General features: G+C 62.6%; 19 protein-coding genes. 8 read left to right on the top strand and 11 right to left on the bottom strand.

Annotated features, from left to right (window positions below):
• Window positions 1–439: 439 nt before the first annotated feature.
• The 8 genes from AAA069_RS08475 to trxA form a co-directional block, all read right to left on the bottom strand.
• Window positions 440–1,108: an HAD family hydrolase gene (locus tag AAA069_RS08475; protein ID WP_349128102.1), complete on the bottom strand. Its 669-nt coding sequence runs from the start codon at window positions 1,106–1,108 to the stop codon at window positions 440–442.
• A 123-nt stretch (window positions 1,109–1,231) separates the two neighbouring features.
• The gene (hypE, locus tag AAA069_RS08470; RefSeq protein WP_349128101.1) at window positions 1,232–2,266 is read right to left on the bottom strand and encodes a hydrogenase expression/formation protein HypE; all 1,035 of its coding nucleotides are present in this window, start codon (window positions 2,264–2,266) and stop codon (window positions 1,232–1,234) included.
• An 84-nt stretch (window positions 2,267–2,350) separates the two neighbouring features.
• Complete coding sequence (gene hypD / locus AAA069_RS08465) at window positions 2,351–3,463, bottom strand: hydrogenase formation protein HypD (RefSeq protein ID WP_349128100.1); 1,113 nt, start codon at window positions 3,461–3,463, stop codon at window positions 2,351–2,353.
• Window positions 3,463–3,723: a HypC/HybG/HupF family hydrogenase formation chaperone gene (locus AAA069_RS08460; protein WP_349128099.1), complete on the bottom strand. Its 261-nt coding sequence runs from the start codon at window positions 3,721–3,723 to the stop codon at window positions 3,463–3,465. The genes hypD and AAA069_RS08460 overlap by 1 nt, the downstream gene beginning before the upstream one ends.
• A gap of 131 nt (window positions 3,724–3,854) precedes the next feature.
• The gene (hypF, locus tag AAA069_RS08455) at window positions 3,855–6,326 is read right to left on the bottom strand and encodes a carbamoyltransferase HypF (protein WP_349128098.1); all 2,472 of its coding nucleotides are present in this window, start codon (window positions 6,324–6,326) and stop codon (window positions 3,855–3,857) included.
• 117 nt (window positions 6,327–6,443) lie between these two features.
• Window positions 6,444–6,956, bottom strand: coding sequence for a nickel-responsive transcriptional regulator NikR (gene nikR, locus AAA069_RS08450; RefSeq protein ID WP_349128097.1), 513 nt, complete (start codon window positions 6,954–6,956; stop codon window positions 6,444–6,446).
• Between the two features lies 1 nt (window position 6,957).
• Window positions 6,958–7,206, bottom strand: a complete 249-nt coding sequence (locus AAA069_RS08445) for a hypothetical protein (protein ID WP_006235225.1) — start codon at window positions 7,204–7,206, stop codon at window positions 6,958–6,960.
• A gap of 231 nt (window positions 7,207–7,437) precedes the next feature.
• The gene (gene trxA, locus AAA069_RS08440) at window positions 7,438–7,758 is read right to left on the bottom strand and encodes a thioredoxin (RefSeq protein WP_035137123.1); all 321 of its coding nucleotides are present in this window, start codon (window positions 7,756–7,758) and stop codon (window positions 7,438–7,440) included.
• Window positions 7,759–7,894: 136 nt separating this feature from the next.
• Between trxA and AAA069_RS08435 the strand changes: the two genes are divergently transcribed.
• A complete protein-coding gene (locus AAA069_RS08435) occupies window positions 7,895–8,470 on the top strand; it encodes a hypothetical protein (protein WP_349128096.1) in 576 nt (191 codons plus the stop codon).
• Between the two features lie 74 nt (window positions 8,471–8,544).
• Here the strand turns inward: AAA069_RS08435 and AAA069_RS08430 are convergent, their stop codons facing one another.
• Entirely contained in the window at window positions 8,545–9,822 is a 1,278-nt protein-coding gene (locus AAA069_RS08430) for a GHKL domain-containing protein (RefSeq protein ID WP_349128095.1), read from the bottom strand.
• The gene (locus tag AAA069_RS08425; RefSeq protein ID WP_349128094.1) at window positions 9,822–10,544 is read right to left on the bottom strand and encodes a LytTR family DNA-binding domain-containing protein; all 723 of its coding nucleotides are present in this window, start codon (window positions 10,542–10,544) and stop codon (window positions 9,822–9,824) included. The genes AAA069_RS08430 and AAA069_RS08425 overlap by 1 nt, the downstream gene beginning before the upstream one ends.
• 293 nt (window positions 10,545–10,837) lie before the next feature.
• On the opposite strand from AAA069_RS08425, the gene nadA reads away from it, so the two are divergent.
• Genes nadA through AAA069_RS08405 form a run of 4 tightly spaced genes read left to right on the top strand, consistent with a single transcriptional unit; the run spans window position 10,838 to window position 14,705 of the window.
• The gene (nadA, locus tag AAA069_RS08420) at window positions 10,838–11,863 is read left to right on the top strand and encodes a quinolinate synthase NadA (protein ID WP_138341715.1); all 1,026 of its coding nucleotides are present in this window, start codon (window positions 10,838–10,840) and stop codon (window positions 11,861–11,863) included.
• A 56-nt stretch (window positions 11,864–11,919) separates the two neighbouring features.
• The gene (locus AAA069_RS08415; protein WP_349128093.1) at window positions 11,920–13,296 is read left to right on the top strand and encodes an FAD-binding protein; all 1,377 of its coding nucleotides are present in this window, start codon (window positions 11,920–11,922) and stop codon (window positions 13,294–13,296) included.
• A gap of 3 nt (window positions 13,297–13,299) precedes the next feature.
• Window positions 13,300–14,160 carry a carboxylating nicotinate-nucleotide diphosphorylase gene (nadC, locus tag AAA069_RS08410; protein ID WP_349128092.1) on the top strand — a complete coding sequence of 287 codons (861 nt, stop codon included), beginning with the start codon at window positions 13,300–13,302 and terminating at the stop codon, window positions 14,158–14,160.
• The gene (locus AAA069_RS08405) at window positions 14,160–14,705 is read left to right on the top strand and encodes a transcription repressor NadR (protein WP_006235217.1); all 546 of its coding nucleotides are present in this window, start codon (window positions 14,160–14,162) and stop codon (window positions 14,703–14,705) included. The genes nadC and AAA069_RS08405 overlap by 1 nt, the downstream gene beginning before the upstream one ends.
• A gap of 202 nt (window positions 14,706–14,907) precedes the next feature.
• Here AAA069_RS08405 and AAA069_RS08400 read toward each other — a convergent pair whose 3' ends face one another.
• The gene (locus tag AAA069_RS08400) at window positions 14,908–15,093 is read right to left on the bottom strand and encodes a 4Fe-4S binding protein (RefSeq protein WP_006235216.1); all 186 of its coding nucleotides are present in this window, start codon (window positions 15,091–15,093) and stop codon (window positions 14,908–14,910) included.
• A gap of 658 nt (window positions 15,094–15,751) precedes the next feature.
• Between AAA069_RS08400 and dnaK the strand changes: the two genes are divergently transcribed.
• From dnaK to AAA069_RS08385, 3 genes are all read left to right on the top strand, one after another.
• The gene (gene dnaK / locus AAA069_RS08395) at window positions 15,752–17,644 is read left to right on the top strand and encodes a molecular chaperone DnaK (protein WP_006235214.1); all 1,893 of its coding nucleotides are present in this window, start codon (window positions 15,752–15,754) and stop codon (window positions 17,642–17,644) included.
• 2 nt (window positions 17,645–17,646) lie between these two features.
• Complete coding sequence (locus AAA069_RS08390; protein ID WP_271737415.1) at window positions 17,647–18,489, top strand: nucleotide exchange factor GrpE; 843 nt, start codon at window positions 17,647–17,649, stop codon at window positions 18,487–18,489.
• Between the two features lie 108 nt (window positions 18,490–18,597).
• Window positions 18,598–19,563 carry a DnaJ C-terminal domain-containing protein gene (locus AAA069_RS08385; protein WP_006235211.1) on the top strand — a complete coding sequence of 322 codons (966 nt, stop codon included), beginning with the start codon at window positions 18,598–18,600 and terminating at the stop codon, window positions 19,561–19,563.
• Window positions 19,564–19,582 lie beyond the last annotated feature (19 nt).

The following is a 19,582-nucleotide window of genomic DNA, read 5'->3' as shown; positions in this document are numbered from 1 at the left end:
GTCGCAGCCCCGACCCGCGGCCACGAGCGGGGGCTCCTATCTTTTTAGTGCCCTCGGATTGGGTCATAGTGTCTGTCGTTGCCAAAACAACGGTGTTCCCTTGGCTGGCTTAAAGTGGCGCTTGTACCTGTGGCGTTGCCATCGCTGCCGAAGGCGGCACTTGGGGACGTTCCTTTTCTGCCGGCAGTTGGGGACATTCCTTGTGCCAGCGTTGCATCGAGTGCTTGGGAAACCGCGACCCGGTTTTTGGCCGAATAGTGGGTCGCGGTTTCCGGATGGGGTGGGTTACGGAAAGTGCGACCCGGAATATTGCTCTGAAACGGGATGCGGTTTCCCTGATGCGCCTCAAACGGAAAGCGCATCCCATTCCGGAGCTCCAAAACGGGATGCGCTTTCCGCGCGGAAGAATTGTCGCAGCTGCGTTAAGCAGTGTCGCTCGTTACTCGCCCAGGATCAGCGCTGCGAGCTCGCCCTGGGTGTCCACCACGTAGTCGGCGCCGGCGGCTTCCAGCTCTGCGCGGCCGCGGAAGCCCCAGCTGACGCCCGCGCTCTTAAGGCCGGCGTTGTGGCCGGTCAGGATATCGACATTGGAATCGCCCACATAGAGCGTGGTTGCCGGATTGGCGCCCAGCTCCTCCATCACATGTAGCGTGACGGATGCTTCGGGCTTGGGCGGAAACGCATCGACACGGCCCTGTACCAGCGCAAAGCGCTCGGAACCAAAATACTTCTCGATAAGCGGAGCCGCCGAGACGTGGTCCTTGTTGGTGAGCACGGCAAGCTGCACGCCCGCGGCACGCAGGCGGTCGAGCATCTCGATTGTGCCGGCATAGGGGGCGGTGTGGTCCTCCTTGTGCTCGCCGTAGTAAGCCCTAAACTCGGCAAGCGTCTGCTCAAACATGCGGCCGTCGCCCGCATACTCGGCAGGCATAAAGCGCTCAACCAGCTTGAGCATGCCGTTTCCCACCTTGTAGCGGTACTCGTCAACGGCAAACGTGGGCCAGCCGTGCGCCTCGCAGGTATGGTTGCCGGCGGCCGCCAGGTCCTCGAGCGTGTTGAGGATGGTGCCGTCCAGGTCAAAGATCACATGGGAAAAAGCTGCTGCCATAAAAACTCCCGTCATTGGGTTTAAAACGCACCCCATAATACTGGGCTTCCGCGTTGGGCGTGCTTGGAATCTGAACATCTCCAGGGGTATCAGGCCGCATCGCGCCGACCGTGTGGTTTCGCCCTAGCAAATTCTCGGCAGCTGCTCTCCTACGAGCATGTCGAGGATGCGGGTCGAGCCCCAGCCGGTACGTACGCGCACGGCGGGTCGAGCGTCCGATCCAAGTGGCAGCACGCGGCCGATAATCGTGGCGTTCTCGCCGTAGCGGGCGGCGCGCATGGCGGCCAGCGCCGCATCGGCTTGTTCGGCCGGCACGACGGCAACCATCTTGCCCTCGTTTGCCACCTGCAGCACATCGTAGCCGAGCATCTCGCAGGCGGCCTGCACGTCGGGACGCACGGGCACGGCATCCTCGTCGACCTCCATGGCAACGCCGCTGGCCTGCGCAAACTCGTTGAGCGTCGAGGCCAGGCCACCGCGCGTGGGGTCGCGGAAGCAGCGTGTGTCGGGTGCTGCGGAAAGCACATCGGCAATCAGGTGGTTGAGCGGCGCGGCATCGCTTTCGATGGTGCTCGAAAACGCCAGACCCTCGCGCTGACTCATGATGGCGATGCCGTGGTCACCCAGTGTGCCCGACACCAGGATGACGTCGCCGGGCCGGCAGTTTGCGCCGCTGAGCGCCACGCCCGCGGGTACCTCGCCCACACCGGCGGTATTGATATAGACGCCGTCGGCCCCGCCGCGCTCGACCACCTTAGTGTCGCCCGTGATTATGGACACGCCCGCTTCGTGCGCCGTTTCGGCCATCGTCTGCACAATCTGGTGGAGCTTATCCATGGGATAGCCCTCTTCGAGGATAAAGCCGCACGATAGGTAGCGCACGTTGGCGCCCGAGGTCGCGACGTCGTTGACGGTTCCGCACACGGCGAGGCGGCCGATGTTGCCACCGGGGAAGAACTGCGGTGAGACTACAAAGCTGTCGGTCGACATGGCGATGCGCCCGCTCGCGGGCAGCGCGGCGACGCCGGCGTCGTTGCCTTCGAGCAGCTCGGGCGACCCAAAGGCATCCAAAAAGACCTCATCGATGATGCGCTTCATCATCTGTCCGCCGGAGCCGTGGCCCAGCAGGACGGTGCTATCGGTAACGCTATGGGACATATCGAAAACTCCAATCGTGGGTGGAATTATATGGGTGAGGCGCAGCGTCGACTGGTCCGCCGTTCGTTAGAACGGCGGAACCTATTAGCCTCGGTAGCGGAAATATGCTGCGCAGCTGCCCTCGGAGCTCACCATGCAGGGGCCGACGGGATGCTCGGGCGTACAGGCGTGGCCGAACAGGGGGCAGTCGCTCGGCGTAATGGCCCCGCGCAGCACGTCGCCGCAGCGGCACCCGCGTGGCTCGACCGTCGGCTCGATGGACACGTCAAAGCGCATGCTGGCATCAAAGTGCGAAAACTCGGGACGAATGGCGAGTCCCGAAGCCGCAATCGATCCCAGCCCGCGCCACGTGGTATCGCACGGCTCAAATACCTGCTCGACCAGCTGGCGCGCCACAGGATTGCCGTCGGCATTGACGCCGCGACGGTAGGCGTTGTCGATCGCGGGTTGCCCCTCAACAACCATCTGGACCAGCATGCAGATACCCTGCAAGATGTCGACCGGCTCAAATCCCGTGACCACGCCTGGAGTCTTAAACTCGTCGACCAAAAAGCCAAAGGGGGCCAAGCCCGTGATGGTGGCGACGTGGCCCGGCAGGATAAAGCCGTCGATGGCGGTCTCGGGGTCGTTGGCGATGGCGCGCAACGCCGGCGGCGTGGTCTTGTGGGCGCAATAGACCGAGAAGTTCAAAAGCCCGCGCGCCTCGGCCTCCAAGATGGCGGCGGCGATGGCGGGTGTCGTAGTCTCAAAGCCCACGCCCATAAAAATGACCGGGCGATCAGGGTTTTGCTCGGCAATGTCGAGCGCGTCGAGCGGGGAGTAGACGATGCGGATGTCGCGCCCTGCCGCCTTTTGCGCGGCGAGCGAGGTGGATGATCCGGGCACGCGCATCATGTCGCCAAAGGTGGTGATGATGGCGCCGTCTATGTTGGCGAGCGCGATTGCGTGGTCGATGTCGCGGTTGGCGGTGACGCAGACGGGGCAGCCCGGGCCGCTCAGCAGCTTGAGCCCGGCCGGCATAATGGAGCGAAAGCCATAGCGGCCGATGCTCACGGTATGCGTGCCGCAGACTTCCATAAGGTTGATGGTGCGGTCGCCGACAAGCTCATGAATGCGCTCGATGAGCTCGCGAGCCAGCTTGGGATCGCGGAATGCCGAGAAATCGATACCGGAGCGCGCCGGCTGCTTGGCCGCCACTAGTATGCCTCGGCCGGGTTGGTGGCAAGCCGGTCTTCTTCGACCAGCTCGGACATGGCATTAACAAGCTCGAGCGTTTCCTGTGCTTCCTGCTCGTCGACAATTTGGATGCCAAAGCCGGCGTGTACGAGAATATAGTCGCCAACCTGCGCCGTCGGCACGAGTCGCAGCGACACGGGGCGCTCGATGCCCATCATGTCGACGGTGGCCTTGAGGTCGTCGTCGCGTTTGACTACTTTACCGGGAACGGCAAGGCACATAATGTTCCTCTTTTATACGCTTTGCGCTGGATGGGCGCTGGATAATCCATCGTTTGATGGTAGCGCTCGCGGGGTTCGCGGGCAAACGCGTTACGCCTGTGAGACGGCGGCTTGTGGGCTGGCCGAACAGCCTATTGCGGTGCGACCTGTGCGAGGCGAGTGCGTGCGACTGCCGCCTGACCGTAGGCGATACAGCCGTCGTTGACGGGTACGGTGTGGGGGACAAGGACAGTAAAGCCTGCGCTTTTGAGCTCGCGGGTGAGAAGCTGAAGCAGAAGTCGGTTCATGAACACGCCGCCCGAGAGCGCGACGGTGTCGATGCCCTCGTGCACGCAGATATCGCTGGCGATGCGCGCCGAGGAGCGCGCGACGGCGATATGGAAGTCGAGTGCGAGCCTGTAGGCCGCAGTGCCGGCCCTGATTCCCTCCAAAAGCGCCTCAATAAGCGATCTGGAGTTTAGAACATGGCAGGCGTCCGGACGGGATGATTCGGTTACGGAAAAGCCGGCTATATTGCCGGCGGGGCAGGCACTTTCATTGCTGAGCGCGCGCCAGGCGGCGGCTTCGAGTTCTATGGCGGGTTCGCCCTCGTAGGTTGCCTTGTCGCAGATGCCCAGAATTGCTGCCGCGGCATCAAAGAGACGCCCCATGCTGCTGGTACGCGGGCTGTTGATGCCGCGCTCGATCATGGTGGCTGTCACGCTGCGCGTTTGTTCGTCGAGGCTGTCCAAAAGCCGAGCGGCACCTGGGTGCTCGAGCAGGCCGAGCTCACTGAGCAGGGCGAAGGCGTTGCGGCGGGCGTCGCGCACGGAGGCCGCCCCACCGGGGAGCGCCCAGGTGCGCAAATGCGCGGCGCGCTCAAAGCCGCCAAGGCTGGCAACAAGAAACTCGCCGCCCCAAATGGTCCCATCGGTGCCGGCGCCGGTGCCGTCAAAGGCGATGCCAAGGACGCGCGCGTCGGTTGTAAGCTGGCCCGCGGCGATGGCCTCGGCCATTACGCTCGCGATATGCGCATGATGGTGCTGCACCTCGACGAGCGGCAGATTACATTTTCGCGCCTGCTCGCGCGCCCACTGGCCCGATAGATAGCTGGGGTGTAAATCGCAGGCCAAGGCGGCGGGCGCCAAGTCAAAGAGATCTTCCAAGCGCGTGCGCGCGGCGTTCCAGGCATCGAAGGTCCCGCCGTTTTCAACATCGCCGATATGCTGCGACACAAAACAGGTTGCCTCGCCGTTCGTCCCTTCACGCGTGAGCGCAATCGTGGCCTTTTGTTGTGGCCCGCAGGCGAGCACGCAGGACGGAGCGCGGTCGAGCGCCGGCAACGGCAGCGGCTGGGGTGCATATCCGCGAGCGCGGCGAACGGGCATAACGGCGCCGTTGACCACGCGCACTACAGAGTCGTCGTAGCGCGAGAGGATCGCGCGGTCGTTACCGATCAACGCGTCGGCGATGCCGGCAGCAACGAGGTGTTCCCAGGCAAGGTCGTCGTCGGTCTCGATGGGTTCTTCGCTCAGGTTTCCGCTGGTCATGACGAGCGCGTGCATACCGCAGACTTCTGCCGCGGCAAGCAACAGATGTTGAAGCGGCGTATAGGGGAGCATGACGCCGAGCTCGGGCAGGTCGTGCGCGACAGATGGCGCGAGGGCGAGGATGTCGGGGGAACCGTCGTTGTCCTCGCTAACAGTGCGCCGGCGCAGCAGCACGATGGGGCGGATACTGCCAGCGAGCAGATCGCGTTCAGCATCGTCGATATGACACAGGCGCTCGGTATCAGCAAGACTGCGTACCATGACGGCAAGTGGTTTGTTGCTGCGGCGTTTGCGACGGCGCAACTCGGCCACCGCCTGCTCGTTGGCAGCGTTACAGGCTAGATGGAATCCGCCCAGGCCCTTGATGGCGACGATGCCACCGCTGGCCAGCAGCTCAACGCAGCGCTCGATGATAGCGTCGCTGGCCTCGCGTGTGGTGCCGACGGCCGGTGTCGCGGACGAATTCCCGCACGCATTGCCGTTTACAGCCTCGCGCCACGTAATATGCGGCCCGCAATCAAAGCAGGCATCGGGCTGCGCGTGAAAACGCCGGTCGAGTGGGTCGACATACTCCGCAGCGCACTTGGGACACATGGGAAAACAATCCATCGACGTGGCCGCTCGGTCATAAGGCAGCGATCGGATGATGGTAAAGCGTGGGCCGCAGTTAGTGCAGTTGATGAAGGGGTAGTGATAGCGTCGGTCGGCGGGATCGAACAACTCGCGCAGGCAATCGTCACAGGTGGCGATATCGGGCGAGACGAGCGTCGTGTGCGCGGTCTGGTCCTGCGACGCCACAATGTGAAAGCCCTGCTCATCGGCAGCGCTCCAGCCGCCAGGCTCCAAATCCGCAATATCGACTCGCTCAACGCGAGCTGCCGCAGGCGCATGCTCAGAAAGCGCGGTAACAAAAGCATCGAGCGCATCGGCCGGAGCGTGCGCCTCGATATGCACGCCGTCGCCTGCATTGAGCACCCATCCACAAATGCCATGTGCCATGGCCTCGCGATACACAAACGGTCGCATGCCAACGCCCTGCACAATGCCCGTCACATGAATATGCACATGCCGCATGCGACACCCCTCATCAAAACCGATCAAAAAGGGACAGGTTTATTTTGGTAGGTAAAACTTCTAAACCTGCCAAAACAAACCTGTCCCTATTTGGCAGGTGCGCTGCGGGAAATCCCGCTACAGCCCCAGGCTCTGCTTGGTGGCGGCGCACGTGAGCTCGCCGTGCTTAACGCCGCGCAGGCCCAGCAGGCGGTCGGCTAGTTCGTAGACGCGCTCGCCGCGACCCTTGAGTGCCAGGATTTCCAAGCAGTTGTGGTGATCCAAATGCACGTGCATCGTCGATACGATCTCGTCGGTGTAGTCGTGCTGCACCTCGTCCAGGCGGCGCGTCAGGTCGCCGGTATGGTGGTCGTAGATCATGGTGAGCGACCCGATAACGTGCTCATCGGGCGTGCGCATCTGCTCTTTGGCGATCGAGGCGCGAATCAAATCGCGCACGGCCTCGGAGCGGTTGGCCACGTCGCCGCGGCGCGCGATCTGCTCGTCAAAACGGCGCAGCAGGTCGTCGGGTGCGGTAACCGAAAAACGGACCAGCTCGGAGCTGGAGCCACTACAGTGGCAGCCCGCGTCACCGTCCGCCCCGTGCGGATGCTCGTGCTCGTACCCGCAGCAGTGCTCGTGTTCGGCCACCTTACACCAGCTTCACGGAGCCGACGGAGTTGTGGTCGGCCTCGATGGCTTCCTCGTAGCCCTCGAGCGCGTCATGCGCCTCGTGGAGCGCGGCCATGGCGGCCTCGAGCTTGGCGCCGATGCGCTCCATGTCAAAATTCTCGGTCGCATGCAGCAGCTGATGGCTCCACTCATGAGCGAGCTCGATGGTGTCGTCGACCTGCTTGACGCTCATGGCAAGCTGGCTCATGTTCATTCCGACGTCATGCATGGAAAATCTCCTTTTGTATGGGGCAGTTCAGTGGTTCAGATTTTACTACGCCCGCTCTGTGCGCAGCTGCATAAGAAAACGGGTGCGAGTCTGTGCGACCCGCACCCGTTCACTGGGGGCTGTTTGTGACTACCATACTATCCGTGGTTGCACTCGGTGCATCCAGAAGTCCGGCGAGCGGTGCAAAAGCGCTCATGGACGGCAGGCAGACGGCAACATGTAACAAGCGTATTACAGATGCTTCTCCAGCAGCGCCTGCAGCCTCGCCTTGGGCAGAGCGCCAACCGAGCGGTCAATCTCCTCGCCGTTCTTAAACACAACCAGCGTGGGGATGCTCATGACGCCATACTTCATGGCCAGGTCCTGGTTGTCGTCGACGTTGCATTTGGCAACGGCAAGCTTGCCCGCCAGCTCATCGGCAACCTCGTCAACGATGGGCGAGAGGGATCGACAGGGCCCGCACCACGGTGCCCAAAAATCGACCAGCACGGGCAGGCTGTCGTTAACGATGGAATCGAAGTTCTCGGGGGTAATCTGATTAATGTCAGCCATGGTGACCTCCATAATGCGACGCGGCTCGGCCGCGTAAAACTCAGTACGACCGTGCTTATACCCAGCCGCCCGCAAAGCAACCACTCGCGGGCGGCTCTTTTATATAATGGTGGGCACGCAAACGATTGGAGAGCGCATGTCCACGTCACAAAGCCAGAAAAAAGAAGCCATCGCCCAGGCGGCCGAGCAGGAGCTCACATCGCTTGCGGTCCGTGGCGTGCGTATCGCGGGCAACGCGTGCTCGCCGATCGTGCTGGTCAAAGGCGATTTGGACGAGGCCGAGCGTTCGGGTGGCGAGCTTGCCGCCGGCCCGGATGGCGCGGCGTTGCGCAAGGCGCTTGGGGCCATCGGCTACGCGCCCGAGGATTTTTGCGTACTGGCAAGCGTCGCCGGCGTGGGTGACGGAGCGGTCACAGTGGGCGAGACTCTGCCGTGCGAGCTGTTCCGCGAGGCGCTCGAGGCCTTGGACCCCGAGGCGGTCCTGCTGCTGGACGATCGCGCGGCCGATACCATGCGCGAGACCTACGCCGATATGCTCGTGGCGATCGATGACTTCGACACCGCCATGCTCAAGCCCGGCCTGGTCGCCCATGTGCAGGGCCGCCGCGTGCTCGCGCTCGACGGCTTTGAGGCGGCACTCACCGACAAGGCCGCTAAGCAGCGCATGTGGGCATACATCAAGCAACTGACCCCGGCGGCCGCTCCGCTGTAGCGAGCCCGCGTCGACAAACGACCCCGAGCGGACGGGCCGTACCCGCGGAACGCAAATCCGTCGCGCCCGCGCCCTTACATCACGGCGCGCAGCTCAAACCGATCGCCGTTAATGCGGAACTGGCAGTTGCCGTTCATGCGCTCCACGGCAAGTTTGATGCTCCTGGTGCCAAAGCCGTGGCCCGCATGCCGGGTCACGGGCATGCCGTCGACCATGCGCGGCGCGCGGTCAAACGTGTTGGAAACTAACAGCAGCAGCTGGCCGTCCTCTAATCGCAGGTCAAAGTCGACGAATCGCTTTCCTTGGGGTGCGGCGCTTGCGGCGGTGATAGCGTTTTCCAAGGCATTTGAGAGCACGCTAAACAGGTCGGCGTCACCTACGTGGATGGTTTCGGGTACGGCGGCGCGCAGGTTGGCGGTAATGCCGTTTCTATTGATATCCGAGTTAAATGACGAAAGCGCGATGTTTACGGTCTCGTTGGCGCAGAAGCGGCGTACGGCGGTGCGGTCGCCGGCTTCGCAGAGTTCGTCGATGCGATCGAGCGCCTCGTCGGTGTGGCCCTCCTCAATTAAAGCGGCCAGGCCGCGTAGGAAGTGGCGCATGTCGTGGCGCAGAATCGACAGCTCGCGCCCAGATTGACGCCAAGCCTCGAGCTCTTTGATGGCGGCGCTGTCGCGGGTTTCGAGCATCCAGCGCTCTCGCTCGGCGGTTTCCTTTTCTTCGTATTCGCGCAGGTAAACGGCAAGAAACATAAGATAGAAGGCACAGAGCGCAAATGCCAAAAACTCAACCGTCACCACCGAGCCCGAGTGGAACAGCGTGGTGTAGACGTTGGTGGCATAGTCAAAGACGTAATAGACGAGCGGCAGGATTAAAAGGATGCCCAGCTCGGTGGTGCTTTTAATCGCCAAGCGTGGACCGATGTCGCCGGCCCAATGCAACAGGACGGCAAAGACGGCGAGTGTGGTCGCGATACGCGCCAGATAGTACGCGATCTGCGAGTCGGTTGCGGCAAATGCGGCGATGCCCATCCAATTGCTGAACTGGCAGCTCAGATAAGCACTCGTAATGCCGAGCGCGGCAAGCAGCGGGCTCAGGCGGTAGCGCGCACACAAATAGATGACGAGCGGCAGATGCACGACGAGCGGATATACCTGGCGGGCAAAAAGCTCGCCGCCGACGGCATTGGCGAGGCCAAATGCGCATCCGGTTACGGCACCGACCAACACCAGTTCAAGCGCATGACGCCGGTTGATCTCGACACCGCACAGTGCCGTCGAGGCAAAGACGCCAAAGAGCAGCGTCGTGGCGTGGTGGATTGCCCAAAGGACCATTTCGGCCGAGGAGACCATCAGTGTCTCCCACCCTCAAAGCGCGCCGCAAAGTAGGCGTCTTGGAATCCCTGCTTGCAGCTGCGCGAAAGCGGGATGCACGCGCCCGAGCGCATGACGATGTCCGTGCGGTCAAAGTGATCGATATTGCGCAGGTTGACCTGGTAGCTGCGGTGGCATTTAAAGAAGACCGCGTTTTGCTCCAAGCGGTCCTCGACGCTGCGGAACGACTCGAGTGCCTCGATATCGCGTCCGTCGCGCAGGTGGAAGACCACGTGCTTGTTGCGCGCCTCGGCATATTCGATGTCGGACAGGCGCAGGGCGTGGTAGCCAAAGGAAGTTTTGATCACGAGCTCGTCGGTTGCCGCCGGGCGCATGCTCGAAAGCTCGTCGAGTAATCGCGCCAGGCGTTCGTAAGTCACGGGCTTGAGCAGATAGTCGAAGGCGCGGACCTCGTAGGATTCCAGCGCGAACTCGGGCGACGAGGTGAGGAACACCAGGCGCACGGCGGTGTCGGCCTGGCGCAGTTCGCGTGCGGTGTCCATGCCGTTGACGAGCGGCATGATCATGTCGAGCAGAATGATGTCGGCGCGCGATGCGGCATGGCGGGCCAGCAGGTCCTCGCCGCGCGTGACGAGCGCAACATCGACCGTCGTGCCCGTCTCGGTCGACCAACGGTCGATCATCCGGTGCAGTCTATCTAGAAAAGCGACATCATCGTCGCAGGCAATAATCTTGAGCATTCTAAGCCCCCTTAGTAGTTCGATTTTGCCACATTGGGTGCGGACCGCTTGTGGGGGTGCGGACCGTTTGCGCCCCACGGCGTGCAACTCGCGCCAAGCGGTATTGCGGTGGCGAAAGATGCCTCCTGCGCCATCGAGAGCTCAGCTATCCTCAGCTTGCCAGTTCGAATATGGACCTGCCACATGATTGAATCTTTATTTCAACTTTACACCTAGGTTTACAGCTGTCTTGTCAGCTGTAAACCTAGGTGTCATACTAAAGCCCCAAGATTCGCCAAAAGAGAGGGGCCTTGATGGCACAGAGCGCGAACATGGATGCGTCGGAGCTTGCACGCGATATCGCGGCCGGCCTGGCATCGGCAACGACGGCAACGGAGCGTGCGGCACTGGTGCCCGCAGAGCTCGTCGAGGCCATTCATCAACTAAAAACCCAACGTGACGCGGTGATCCTGGCGCACTATTACGTGGCGCCCGAGGTTCAAGCCGTTGCCGATTACGTCGGCGATAGCTTCTACCTGGCAAAGCTCGCCAAAAGCCTGCCGCAGCAGACCATCGTGTTGTGCGGCGTGGAGTTTATGGGCGAGAGCGCCAAGCTGCTCAATCCCACTAAGACCGTGCTGCTGCCCGAGCCGGGCGCGGACTGTCCCATGGCGCACATGGTCAAGCGCGAGACGGTCGACGCGGCGCGCGCCGAGTACGGCGACGACCTGGCCGTGGTGTGCTACGTCAACTCCACGGTCGAGATCAAGAGCTGGAGCGACGTGTGCGTCACCAGCTCCAACGCCGTTAAGATCGTGTCCGAGCTGCCGCAGCAGCATATCCTGTTCATTCCCGACCAAAACCTGGGACGCTTCGTAGCCGAGCAGGTGCCGCAAAAGCACGTCATCCTCAACAACGGCTACTGCCCGCGCCATCACATCATCACCGTCGAGCAGATCGTCGACGCGACGGAGGCCCACCCCGACGCGCTCGTGCTGGCGCACCCCGAGTGCAAGGCCGACGTCCTGGCCGAGGCCGACTACATCGGCTCCACCGCCGGCATCATCAAGTATGCCGAGGAGTCCGACGCGAGCGAGTTCATTATCGTGACGGTCCGCGGCGTGCTCTACGAACTCGAGCGCCGCTGCCAGGGCACCGGCAAGAAGTTCTACTTCCCCGTGGTGCAGCCCACCTGCGTCAACATGGATCTCATCACGCTCGAAAAGCTCGTGCGCTGCCTGGAGACGGGTGAGGGCGAGGTGCAGATCGGCGTGTCGGACGAGGCTGCCGACCAGGCCAAACTCACGCTCGACCGCATGCTCGAGTACGCAGCACGCTAGAACAATGTTGCATGAGGGACGGTCCCTTATGCCACATTACAAGGGAGAGGATTCCTGTGGAAACCAAGCAATACCCCGATATGGAGTGCGACGTCGTCATTGCCGGCTGCGGCGTGGCGGGTCTGTACGCGGCCCTCAATCTGCCGACGAGCACGCGCGTGATCATGCTCTCCAAGGGCGCGGTCGATGAGTGCGATTCGATGCTCGCGCAGGGCGGCATCTGCGTGCTGCCCGAGGGCTCGGACTATGATGCCTTCTTTGAGGACACCATGCACGCCGGTCACTACGAGAACCGCCGCGAGAGCGTCGACATCATGATCCGCTCGAGCCGTTCGGTCATCAACGACCTGCTAGCGATGGGCGTGGATTTTGAGCGCAAGGCCGACGGCAGCCTCGACTTTACCCGCGAGGGCGCGCACAGCCGTCCGCGCATTGCCTTCCATGCCGACATTACGGGCAAGGAGATCACGACCAAACTGCTCCAGGCCGTTCGCAAGCTGGACAACGTGCAGATTTTGGAGCACGTGGCCATGACCGACATCCTGACGGGCGAGCGTGACGGCGCCACGGTGTGCACCGGTATCGTCGCCGTTCCCGTGGACGAGAACAACTCGGTTCGTCCCGCCGACGAGCTGGTAAATGCCGCCGAGGGCGCGCATGCCGGCGAGCCGTTTAAGATCCATGCCCGCCACACGCTGTGGGCAACGGGCGGCATCGGCGGCGTATACGACCATTCGACCAACTACCCGCAGCTCACGGGCGATGCCTGCTACATTGCTCAGGAGCATGGCATTAAGATGGAGCACCTGGACTACGTGCAGATTCACCCCACGGGGCTGTTCTCGCCGCAGCCGGGCCGCACGTTCCTGATCAGCGAGAGCTGCCGCGGCGAGGGCGCGATTTTGCTCAACGCCGCCGGCGAGCGTTTTACCGACGAGTTGCAGCCGCGCGACGTTGTCGCCGCCGCCATCCGCGAGCAGATGAAGCAGGACGGCACCGAGCACGAGTGGCTGAGCTTTGCCCCCGTCGAGCGTGACGTGGTGACCGGGCACTTTGCCAACATTCGCGCGCGCTGCCTGGAGGACGGCCGCGACATCTTGGACGAGCCCATTCCCGTTACGCCGACGCAGCACTACTTTATGGGCGGCGTGTGGGTCGACAAGGACGGCCGCACCTCGATGCCCGAACTCTACGCCGCGGGCGAGACGGCCTGCAACGGCGTTCACGGCAAGAACCGCCTTGCATCAAACAGTCTGCTCGAAGCACTGGTCTGGGGTCGTCGCGCCGCGTGGTACATGCGTACCGGCGAGTCGCTGGCCGTGGAGCAGGCGGGCGATCCCGCGCTCGATGGCCGTCATCGCGCCCTGAGTGCCGACACCCTGGCAATCGATGATTTGGCCCGTGCCGCCGGCACGCAGGCCGTGGAGGAGTAGACCATGAATCCCATTACCATGAAGCTCGTCGTCGATGATCTGATTCTGCAAGCTCTGCGCGAGGACATTACGTTTGAGGACGTGAGCACGGCGAGCGTGTGCCCCACGGCGCGCCCCGCCACGGTGGAGCTCATCGCCAAGGCCGACGGCATCATTGCGGGACTGGATGTGTTCGCTCGCACCTTTGAGCTGCTGGATTCGCAGAGCTCGGTGCTGTTTGATGTTGCCGATGGCGACGAGGTGCACGCCGGCGACCATGTGGGTCAGGTGCGCGGCGATGCGCGCGTGCTGCTTTCGGGCGAGCGCGTGGCACTCAACTACCTGCAGCGCATGAGCGGCATCGCTACCTACACGCACAGCATGGCCGCGGCGCTCGAGGGTACCAAGACCGTGCTCGTCGACACGCGCAAGACCACGCCGGGTATGCGTGTGTTTGAAAAGGCGGCGGTTGAGATTGGCGGCGGTAGCAACCACCGCTACAACCTGTCGACGGCCGTCATGCTCAAGGACAACCACATCGATGCCGCCGGTGGCGTGGCGCGCGCGATCGAGATGGCGCGCGCCCATGCGTCGTTTACCACGACGGTCGAGATCGAGTGCGAGAACCTGGACATGGTGCGCGAGGCCGTGGAGGCCGGTGCCGACATCATCATGTTCGACAACATGACCCATGACGACATGGCCGCCGCTATTGAACTTATCGCCGGCCGCGCCAAGACCGAGTGCTCGGGCAACGTGGATGCCAGCAATATCCGCGCGCTTGCCGACCTGGGCGTTGACTTTATTAGCTCGGGCGCCCTGACGCACTCCGCGCCGATCCTCGACCTCTCGCTTAAGCACCTGCGTCTGCTGGACGGTAAATAATGAACGCCCGCGAGCGTCGCCGTGCCATCATGGCCGTGCTCGAGGGGGCCAAGGGGCCCGTATCGGGCAGCGCGCTTGCCCGCGAGGTGGGTGTGAGCCGCCAGATCGTGGTGCAGGACATCGCCCTGCTGCGCGCCGATGGGCACGATATCGTGGCGACCAACCGCGGCTACGTGCTGCAGGAGGCCCCCAGCAGCCCCGCCGTGCCTACGCGCTTGGTCAAGGTTCGCCACAGCGTGGAGCAGGCAGGCGATGAGCTCACGAGTATCGTCGACGCCGGCGGCGCCGTGCTCAACGTGATTGTCAATCACCGCGTGTACGGTAAGATTACGGCCGACCTGGACATCCGCAATCGTCGCGATGTCGAGCGCTATCTGCGCGATATCGAGAGCGGCAAGAGCTTTCCGCTGCTGACGGTGACCAGCGGCTACCACTTCCATCGCATTGCGGCGGAGGACGAACAGACCCTCGACGAGATCGAGGCGATGCTCAAGGAAAAAGGCTACCTAGCAGACCTGATGCCCTACGAAGACGATTTGTCCTAGTCGACGCCGCATCTATAAGTTGCGGTGAAATAGTTCCTAAAATCGGCATCCAAGACATAAAACAGGAACTATTCCACCGCAACTGCCAAGGGTCCCGCTCCAAATTAGCTGCCCACATATGCAAAAGGAGGCCTCCGCGGCGATGCGGAAGCCTCCTTTTTTTGTGCACGGTGTACTTTTGAGTGTGCAAGTGGGGGAGTTGTTACTCCTCGACGATCTCGGTGATCGCGCCAGCGGGGCAAGCGTCCTGGCAAGCGCCACAGGCGACGCAGGAGTCCTCGTCAGCGACGGTAGCGACGTCCTGGAGCTCCAGAACGCCAGCGGGGCAGGAGTCGACGCAAACGCCACAAGCGATGCACTCGTCGGCATCAATTACGGGATGAGCCATGGTAGTTTCCTCTCTGTTGACCGACGCTACAGGCGATGCGCGCCGGTTTGATTCGGGCAAAAACATACCACGGGAGCGACCGTTTGCAATACCCTCTGGCCGGCATCTTCATACCGTTCGCCGAGTATGCCAAGGTTTACTAAAAAACGCGCAGGTGGGGCCGTTGAGCTGCATAAATGTTAGCTAAAGGTGACTTGAAATATAGGGCGATTGAGCGTGCTTGCGGAAACCGCATCCCATTATTTTGTCGAAAAACGGGTTGCAGTTTCCGGTTAGGCCCGCTAGCGGAAACTGCGACCCGGTATCAGCTCTCAAAACGGGATACGGTTTCCGGTTGAGCCTTCAGATGGAAACTGCGACCCGGAATCCACGCTCAAACCGGGATGAGCTTTCCGCAAGACGGCCCCCAGGCACCCCCGGACGCAAACCTCAGCCATCTCTACATAGATCTCGATAGATTTGCCGAGAACTCAAACAGTGCGTCTACCTGCATATTTGCGAACCTAAACTCTCGGCAATAAGAAATCTTATATGAATTGACTTAGATTTTGTATATTCCGGCCCATAAGGGGATACACTACATCCTGAAAGACAAGCCGAAACACCGCTCGGCAGACCGCCGAGTCGGTGCAAACGCACAAGAGAGAGGGAATTTCTAATGGGCAAGATTCTTGGTATCGACCTTGGTACTACTAACTCCGCAATGGCCGTCCTCGAGGGCGGTTCTCCGACCATTATCGTGAACGCCGAGGGCGACCGCACCACCCCGTCCGTCGTGGGCTTCCGTGCCGACGGCGACCGCGTCGTGGGTAAGGCCGCTAAGAACCAGGCTGTCACCAACCCCAAGAACACCGTGTTCTCCATCAAGCGCTTCATGGGCCGCAAGTACTCCGAGTGCACCTCCGAGATCAAGACCGTGCCGTACGAGGTCAAGGAGGGCCAGGGTGGCCGTGCCGTCGTCGACATCGAGGGCAAGGATTACACCGCCGAGCAGGTGAGCGCCATGACGCTCGCCAAGATGAAGGCCGACGCCGAGAAGTATCTGGGCGAGACTGTCACCGACGCCGTCATCACCGTCCCGGCCTACTTCAACGACGCCCAGCGTCAGGCCACCAAGGACGCCGGTAAGATCGCCGGCCTCAACGTCAAGCGTATCGTCAACGAGCCGACCGCTGCTGCCCTGGCCTATGGCCTGGACAAGCAGGGCACCGACCAGCGCATCCTGGTCTTCGACCTGGGTGGCGGCACCTTTGACGTCTCCATCCTCGACCTCGCCGACGGCGTGTTTGAGGTTCTGTCCACCTCGGGCGACAACCACCTGGGCGGCGACGACTGGGATCAGCGCGTCATCGACTGGATGGCCGATAAGTTCCAGCAGGAGAACGGTGTCGACCTGCGTCAGGACCCCATGGCCCTGCAGCGTCTGAAGGAGGCCGCCGAGAACGCCAAGAAGGAGCTCTCCGCCGCCCAGCAGACCACCATCAACCTGCCGTTCATTACCATGAACCAGTCCGGCCCGCTGCACCTCAACTACACGCTGACCCGCGCCGAGTTCGAGAAGATCACCCGCGACCTGCTCGAGCGCTGCAAGCAGCCTGTCACCAATGCCCTGCGCGACGCCAAGCTTAAGCTCTCCGATCTGACCGAGGTCATCCTCGTCGGCGGCTCCACCCGTATGCCCGCCGTCCAGGAGCTCGTCAAGACCATGACCGGCAAGCAGCCCAACATGTCCGTGAACCCCGACGAGGTCGTTGCCGACGGCGCTGCCGTCCAGGGCGGCGTGCTCACCGGCGACGTCGAGGGCATCCTGCTGCTCGACGTTACCCCGCTGTCGCTGGGCGTCGAGACCATGGGCGGCATCATGACCAAGATGATCGACCGCAACACCACGATCCCGACCTCCAAGACCGAGGTCTACTCCACCGCTGCCGACAACCAGACCAGCGTCGAGATTAACGTGCTCCAGGGCGAGCGCGAGCTTGCCCGCGACAACAAGTCGCTCGGTAAGTTCCAGCTGACCGGTATCCCGGCTGCCCGCCGCGGCGTGCCGCAGATCGAGGTCACCTTCGACATCGACGCCAACGGTATCGTCAAGGTCTCCGCTAAGGACAAGGGCACCGGCAAGGAGCAGCAGATCACCATTTCCGGCTCCACTGCTCTGTCCGACGACGAAGTCGATCGTATGGTCAAGGACGCCGAGGCTCATGCCGAGGAGGACAAGAAGCAGAAGGAAGAGGTCGAGGTCCGCAACCAGACCGACAGTCTGTGCTACTCCACCGAGCAGACCCTCAACGAGCTGGGCGACAAGGTTTCCGCCGACGTGAAGTCCAAGGCCGAGGCCGCTATCGCCGACGCCAAGAAGGCGCTCGAGGGCTCTGACGTCGAGGCCATCAAGGCCGCCGGCGAGTCCCTGCAGTCTGTGGCCTACGAGCTGGCTCAGGTTGTCTACGCCGACGCTCAGCAGCAGACCGACGGTGCCGCCGGTGCCCAGCCTGCCGACGATGACGTCGTCGACGCCGACTACGAGGTTGTGGACGACGAGGACAAGTAATCATGTCCGCCCGTAAAGCTCGCACGGAGGCGGCTGCCGCTGGCGCCGCCCCCGTTGACTCTGAGGAGAAGGACGTGAAGATTCCCGTAGAGGCCGTCGACGATACCGAGGCCAACGAGGCCGAGGCCGCCGAGGCTGCCGAGAACCAGGTAGAGGATTCCAACAAGGAGGCGACGATGACCGAGGACGAGATGGTGGAAGCCGCTATCCGCGCCGGTGAGGAAGCCGCCGACAACGACTTTAAGCTCAAGTTCGAGCAGGCTCAGAAAGAGCTTGCCGACGTGCGCAATGAGCTCGATGCTGCGGCAGAGGCTCAGAAGGCCGCCGAGGACAAGGCAAAGGACGCCACCGAGCGTACCGCCCGTCTGCAGGCCGACTGGGAGAACTTCCGTCGCCGCACCGCCAATGAGCGTATCGCCGAGCGCGAGCGCGCGACCGAGAAGCTCGTCACCGCGCTGCTGCCGGTGATCGACGATATCGAGCGCGCGATCGACCATGCCCGCAGTCAAGAGCTTTCCGACGACTTTAAGCAGTTCGTCGATGGCGTTGACGCGGTACATGCCAAGCTGCTCGATGTGTTTGCGCACGAGGGCGTTGAGCCCATCGACCCCAAGGGCGAGGCGTTCGATCCGCTCGAGCATCAGGCCGTGGGTCGCGTCGAGGACGCATCGCAGTATGACGAGACCGTCAACGATGTGTACCAGAAGGGCTACCGCATGGCGGATCGCATCCTGCGTTCCGCGATGGTGACGGTGACCTACGGTGGCGAGAAGCGCCCCGCACCGGAGCCCGAAGCGGCGCCCGAGGATGCTACGGCCGATACGGCCGAGAGCACCGAGGAGTAATTGAGAAGGGCCCCGGGGCAACACCCGGGGCCCTTTCTGGCCTAGTGCCATATGAAAGCATGAGCCGTCGTCTGCATGGGCGGCGGACGTAACAGGAGAGGAGCTACGATGGCTGCAGGCAAAACCTTCTATGACATCCTGGGCGTATCCAAGAGCGCCTCCGACAAAGAGATCAAGAGCGCGTTTCGCAAGCTCGCGCAAAAATATCACCCCGATGCCGGCGGCGACGAGGCCAAGTTCAAGGAGATCAGCGAGGCCTACGAGACGCTTTCGGACGAGAAGAAGCGCAAAGAGTACGACCAGATGCTCATGTTTGGCGGCATGCCGGGCGCGGGCGGCGCGTATGGCGGCGGCTACGGTGCCGGCGCAGGCGCCAGCGGCTGGGGCGATATCTTCGACAGCATCTTTAGCGGCAACGGCGCCTGGGGCAGCGATTGGGGCTCGGGCTTTGCCGGGGCTGCGGGCGCTGCCGGTGCCGGCGCGGGCCGCAGCCGTGCTCGCAAGGGCGGCGACCTGTCGTTGACCGTCGATGTTTCGGCCGAGGACGCGTTTCGCGGCGTGACGCACAAGGTCACCTACCGCATTCCCTCGACGGGCGAGCAACAGACAATTACGGTCTCAGTGCCTGCGGGCGCGGTCGACGGTGGCAAGCTGCGCTACAAGCGTCGCGGCGAGTACGGCGTTGCCGGCGGCGAGCGCGGCGACCTGGTCGTGACCACGCACGTGGAGGAGCATCCGCTGTTTAAGCGTAAAGGTGCCGACGTGACTATGGAGGTACCGGTCTCGGTCTACGAGGCGGCGCTCGGCTGCACGGTGGACGTGCCCACGCCCGGCGGTGCGACGGTTCGTCTGAAGGTGCCCGCGGGTACCCAGACGGGCAAGAAGTTCCGCTTTAAGGAGATGGGGGCGCCCGACGTTAAGCACCGTGGCCGTACGGGCGCGCTGCTCGTCGAGATCAAGGTGCAGGTCCCCACGAACCTATCCGATGATGAGCGCGACGCCATGACCAAGTTGCGTGAGGCCGACACGCGCGACTATCGCGAGAAGGTCAACCGTTACAAGGCGACGTACTAGGGCGGTCGTGGCGCACGCC

The sequence above is a fragment of the Collinsella sp. CLA-SR-H006 genome (assembly GCF_040097075.1).
In the GTDB taxonomy this organism is placed as follows: domain Bacteria; phylum Actinomycetota; class Coriobacteriia; order Coriobacteriales; family Coriobacteriaceae; genus Collinsella.
Note: the sequence above shows the minus strand (reverse complement) of the source record. Positions and strands in the feature narration are given on the sequence as shown.

Excerpts from the sequence above, each read along its gene's own strand:
- AAA069_RS08475 (WP_349128102.1), bottom strand. The coding sequence starts at position 1,108 with ATGGCAGCAGCTTTTTCCCATGTGATCTTTGACCTGGACGGCACCATC.
- hypE (WP_349128101.1), bottom strand. The coding sequence starts at position 2,266 with ATGTCCCATAGCGTTACCGATAGCACCGTCCTGCTGGGCCACGGCTCC.
- AAA069_RS08460 (WP_349128099.1), bottom strand. The coding sequence starts at position 3,723 with ATGTGCCTTGCCGTTCCCGGTAAAGTAGTCAAACGCGACGACGACCTC.
- hypF (WP_349128098.1), bottom strand. The coding sequence starts at position 6,326 with ATGCGGCATGTGCATATTCATGTGACGGGCATTGTGCAGGGCGTTGGC.
- AAA069_RS08445 (WP_006235225.1), bottom strand. The coding sequence starts at position 7,206 with ATGCATGACGTCGGAATGAACATGAGCCAGCTTGCCATGAGCGTCAAG.
- trxA (WP_035137123.1), bottom strand. The coding sequence starts at position 7,758 with ATGGCTGACATTAATCAGATTACCCCCGAGAACTTCGATTCCATCGTT.
- AAA069_RS08435 (WP_349128096.1), top strand. The coding sequence starts at position 7,895 with ATGTCCACGTCACAAAGCCAGAAAAAAGAAGCCATCGCCCAGGCGGCC.
- AAA069_RS08430 (WP_349128095.1), bottom strand. The coding sequence starts at position 9,822 with ATGGTCTCCTCGGCCGAAATGGTCCTTTGGGCAATCCACCACGCCACG.
- AAA069_RS08425 (WP_349128094.1), bottom strand. The coding sequence starts at position 10,544 with ATGCTCAAGATTATTGCCTGCGACGATGATGTCGCTTTTCTAGATAGA.
- nadA (WP_138341715.1), top strand. The coding sequence starts at position 10,838 with ATGGCACAGAGCGCGAACATGGATGCGTCGGAGCTTGCACGCGATATC.
- nadC (WP_349128092.1), top strand. The coding sequence starts at position 13,300 with ATGAATCCCATTACCATGAAGCTCGTCGTCGATGATCTGATTCTGCAA.
- AAA069_RS08405 (WP_006235217.1), top strand. The coding sequence starts at position 14,160 with ATGAACGCCCGCGAGCGTCGCCGTGCCATCATGGCCGTGCTCGAGGGG.
- AAA069_RS08400 (WP_006235216.1), bottom strand. The coding sequence starts at position 15,093 with ATGGCTCATCCCGTAATTGATGCCGACGAGTGCATCGCTTGTGGCGTT.
- dnaK (WP_006235214.1), top strand. The coding sequence starts at position 15,752 with ATGGGCAAGATTCTTGGTATCGACCTTGGTACTACTAACTCCGCAATG.
- AAA069_RS08390 (WP_271737415.1), top strand. The coding sequence starts at position 17,647 with ATGTCCGCCCGTAAAGCTCGCACGGAGGCGGCTGCCGCTGGCGCCGCC.
- AAA069_RS08385 (WP_006235211.1), top strand. The coding sequence starts at position 18,598 with ATGGCTGCAGGCAAAACCTTCTATGACATCCTGGGCGTATCCAAGAGC.